Origin of the sequence: Methylobacterium sp. CCH7-A2 (genome assembly GCF_001557075.1) — a bacterium.
Classification (GTDB): domain Bacteria; phylum Pseudomonadota; class Alphaproteobacteria; order Rhizobiales; family Beijerinckiaceae; genus Allobosea; species Allobosea massiliensis.
The window spans coordinates 1-4,658 of sequence record NZ_LSKN01000096.1 but is presented as its reverse complement, the minus strand read 5'-3'; the positions used below and the strand labels follow the sequence as shown (position 1 = coordinate 4,658).

Here is a 4,658-nt window from a genome sequence, read left to right as displayed (position 1 = left end):
GACCCCGGGGGCGGCGGGGGCTGGCATGACGGCGGCGACGGGCGGGGCGCGTGGCGCCGCGCAGGACTTCGAACGGGTTTCGACCAGCCATTCGCAGCGTACCGCTTCCGACACAGCGCCCGTTCGACGGCAAAGCCCGGCCCGGAGCGCAGGGGTCTGCCCGCGGCTGCGCGCCGCGATGCTCGGCGGCGCCGGACGGTGCGCCCTGCTGATCGCCTGTGTTCCCGCTCTCCTTTTGGCGGGCCCCTTGTCGCCGGGGGCGGCTCAGGCCCAGAGTGTGACCTACAGCACGCCGACGACGGGGACGGCCGGTACCGCGGGTAGTGCCGGCTCTCCCACCGCGACGGACGGTGGATCGGGTGCGAACGCCATCCCGGTCCCGACCGGCGAAACTGCCACGATCGACGCCGTGATCACCGGCGGCGACGGCGGGGCAGGCGGCAATGGAAGCGCTGTCAACAATCCGCGAGGCGGCCGGGGCGGCGATGGCGGTGCCGGCGTGACCAGTTCCGCTTCGGCGACCATCATCTTCAACCAGGCCGTGACAGGCGGCCAGGGCGGGAACGGCGGCAGCGCGACCGTCGGCGCGACCGACAACGCCTATGGCGGCGCCGGAGGCAATGGCGGCGCTGCAGCCGCCCTCGGCAGCTCCGGCACGGTGACGGTCGACAGCACGCTGACCGGAGGCAATGGCGGCAATGGCGCAGGCGCCAATCGCGCACTCGGACAGGGTGGCGCCGGCGGAGCGGGCGGCAGCGGCCTGACGATCGGCGCGTCGACGAGCGCGACGATCAATGGAAGCCTCGTGGGCGGGAATGGCGGCAATGGCGGCGGCGGCATCGCCGTCCCCGGGGTCGGCGGTGCAGGCGGCAACGGCCTGACGACGACGGGGGCCGGCGCGACGGTGACGATCCATGGCAGTGCGAGCGGCGGCAACGGTGGTGTCGGCAACGCGACAGCAGCCGCTGGCGCGGGCGGCGCCGGCGTGATCGGCTCCGATCTGACTCTCATTCTCTCAGGGAGCGCCACCGTCACCGGTGGCCTCTCAGGCGATGGCGTCACGCGTGCCAATGCCATCACCTTCAGCGGCGGCACCAACCGCCTCGAAGTCTGGTCAGGAGCGACGGTCACCGGCAACGTCGTGGCCTCCGGCACAAGCACCTTCGCGCTCGGCGGGGCGTCGAACGGTGCCTTCGATCTCTCGCAATTGGGGCCCGCTGGTCAGTACCGGAACTTCGGCACCCTGGCGAAGTCCGGGACAGGCACTTGGACCGTGAGTAACGCGCCCGGCGCGACGATGGCCTGGCAGGTCTCGGCCGGCACGCTCGATCTCGGCGGCACCACGCAGACCGCCAGCGCCTTCACGCTGACCGGTGGCACGGTCCGCAACGGCACGCTCTCCTCGACCGCGAGTTTCGATCTGCAGGCCGGCACGCTGTCGGCGATCCTCGCCGGCACCGGCGGGCTCGCCAAGACCGGCACGGGCGATGTCACGCTTTCGGGCGCGAACACCTATAGCGGCGCGACCACGGTGTCGGCCGGCAAGCTGATCGTCAACGGCTCGATCGCCTCCTCATCGAGCCTGACGGTGAACGCCGGCGGTACGCTCGGCGGCTCGGGCACGGTGGGCACCACCAGCATCAACGGCGGCACGCTGGCGCCCGGCAATTCGATCGGCACCCTGTCGGTCAACGGCAACCTGACCTTCAGCGCAGGCTCGACCTATGCGGTCGAGGTCTCGCCCGCGGCCTCCGACCGGGTCAACGTCACCGGCACGGCGACGCTGGGCGGAGCCAGGGTCGCTGCGAGCTTCGAGCCGGGCACCTATGTCGCCAAGCAGTACACCATCCTGAACGCGGCCGGCGGCGTCACCGGCACCTTCGGTCAGAAGGTCGATACCAACCTGCCATCGGGCTTCAAATCGGCGCTGAGCTACGACAGGAACAACGCCTTCCTCGACCTGACGCTGGATTTCACGCCGACCGCTACCTCCACCTCGTCGTCCACGACGTCGTCTTCGACACCGGCGGTCTCACCCCTTCCCAATCGTGGCCTGAATCCGAACCAGACCAGCGCCGCCAATGCCCTGACCGACTTTTTCAACCGCACCGGCGGCATTCCCACCGTCTTCGGCAGCCTGACGCCGGCGGGCCTGTCGCAGGTCTCGGGCGAGTCCGCCACCGGCGTGCAGCAGTCCAGCGCCACCGTGATGAACCCGTTCATGACTTCGCTGACGGCCGTCGCGCCGGATGGGCGCGGCGTGCCGCTGGCGCCGGCGCCCACGGGCTATGCCTCCTATTCCTCCACCAAGGAGCAGGCGGAGGATCTGCCGACGCGCAAGGGCGGCAGGCCGCCCGCGATCACGCCCGATCCCGATCTCTGGCGCTGGAGCGTCTGGGCCGGCGGCTATGGCGCGGCGCAGTTCAACGGGGCCGATGCCGGCGCCGGCACCGCCGCCACGACCAGCCGGATCTATGGCGCAATGGCCGGCGCCGACTATCGGATCGCGCCCGACACTGTCGCGGGCTTCGCGCTCGGTGGCGGCGCGACCAGCTTCAACAGCTTCGGGCTGGGCTCGGGCACCTCTGACCTGTTCCAGGCCGGCGCCTTCCTCCGTCAGCAGATCCGCCAGAGCTATCTCACCGGGTCGGTGGCCTATGCCTGGCAGGACGTCACCACCGACCGGACAGTCGCCGGGCTCGACCGCCTCGAGGGCCGCTTCACCGCCAACAGCTGGGCGGGGCGGATCGAGGCCGGCCATCGCTTCGGGCTCGCCTCCTTCGGCGTGACCTCCTATGCCGCCGGCCAGTTCACCACCGTTTCGCTTCCGGGATATCAGGAAACCGCACTGGCGGGGCCCGGGACCTTCGCGCTCGCCTATGCCGGCAAGGATACGACACGGTTGCGCGGCGAACTCGGCCTGCGCGCCGATATGGAACTCGTGCTCGCCGGCAAGCCGCTCAAGCTCGAGGCCGGCGCCGCCTGGATCCGCAACGGCAATGTCGGCTCGAGTGCGCTGGCGAGCTTCCAGACGCTGCCCGGCGCGAGCTTCATCGTCGGTGGCACGGCGCTCGATCGCAATGCGCTGCGCACCACGGCCTCCGCCGAGCTCAGGCTGAGCCCGCTCCTCACTCTCGCCGCCACCTTCGAGGGCGAGTTCGCACCGAACAGCCGCAGCTTCGGCGGCAAGACGGCGCTCCGCTACAGCTGGTGACGTGGTCTCTGCCGCCGGACCGTGATTCGAAGGCCGCCCTGCACAGGGCCCGTCGGGGCGGCAGCCCTGATCGTTCGATGACCGGATGTCACTGAAATCACAGCTCTATCGCGCTTAAGTTGCACAATGCTTGTGCAATTCCTCTTCGCTCTTAATCGAAATTTAAAGGAACAGGGCGGAGATCGGAGCCGTAATGACGTTGGGATAGGTCTGGACCTTCCTCTTCGTCTGAGCCGAAGCAGGCTCTCGATATCATTTCCGATGGAGCGTTTTACGTTCCGTTGCTGGGGCCCGAAGACGTTGAAATCCATCCGCATCAAAATCATCGCGATCCTGGCGATCGTCTCGCTGGGCGCCGTCATCTCGTCGGCCCTCGGACTCTGGGCGCTGTCGCGCTCCAACGATCTCAACCAGCGCGCCGCGAACCTCTCGGACATCACGCTGGCGACCGACAAGATCAACGGCCATGTGCTTGGTGTGGTGATGGATGCGCGCGGCATCTACATGTCGAAGGACGCCGCGGCCGCTGAACCCTTCGCCAAGGGCATGGAAGCGCGCTTCCCGCAGATGCGGGCTCTGGCCGCCGACCTCACCCGGATGGCGCCGGAATCCGAACGGGCTCAGACACGCGCCATCGAGAAGGCGATCGCGGATTTCATCACCTTCCGTTCCGAGACGATCCGGCTAGGCCGGGAGGTCTCGACGGCGGCCGCCAATGCCCAGGGCAACAACGAAGCCAACCGCAACAACCGCAAGGCTCTGAACGATCTCCTGGTCGGCTTCGCGAAGACCACCGATGCTGCGAGCGATGCGCTCCAGAACGAAGCGACGAGCTTCACACAGCTGGCGCAGATCGGTCTGCCGGTCGCGCTTGTCGTCATGCTTCTGGGTTCGCTGCTGATGGCGCTGTTCTACGCCCAGCGCTCGCTGACCAAGCCGATCCTCGATCTCAGCACCGTCATGGGCGCGCTGACCCAGGGCGATCTCAAGGTGACCGTGCCGCATCTCGGCCGGCAGGACGAAATCGGCACCATGGCCAAGGCCGTCTCCGTGCTGCGCGAAAGCTCCGAGCAGGTCGCGCTGCTGCAGCAGCAGGAGCAGGCGGCCGCGGCGGCGCGGCTGGCCCGCGCGCAGTCGATGGAAGCGGTGGTCTCCGATGTCGGCGAGGTCGTAGCGGCGGCGGCGGCCGGTGACTTCTCGGCGCGGCTGCAGATCGATCAGGCCGACGAGCAGATGCAGAAGCTCGTCGCCGGCATCAACGAGATCAACGCCGTCGTCGATGGCGCGACCAGCGAGTTCTCCGAGGCCCTGCAGGCGATCGCGGCCGGCGACCTGACGCATCGGGTCGACACGACCTATCGTGGCCGCTTCGCCGACCTCAAGAACGCCATCAACGACACGGTCGACCGTCTCTCGGCCACGGTGAAGACGATCCAGGTGACCT

General features: G+C 68.7%; 2 protein-coding genes. Both read left to right on the top strand.

The features are described 5' to 3' along the window. The first annotated feature begins 277 nt into the window (after window positions 1-277). Entirely contained in the window at window positions 278-3,214 is a 2,937-nt protein-coding gene (locus AX750_RS08210; protein ID WP_156446443.1) for an autotransporter domain-containing protein, read from the top strand. A gap of 261 nt (window positions 3,215-3,475) precedes the next feature. After that, window positions 3,476-4,658: HAMP domain-containing protein (locus tag AX750_RS08205; protein WP_197432803.1), on the top strand; the 1,183-nt coding region annotated here is incomplete at its 3' end.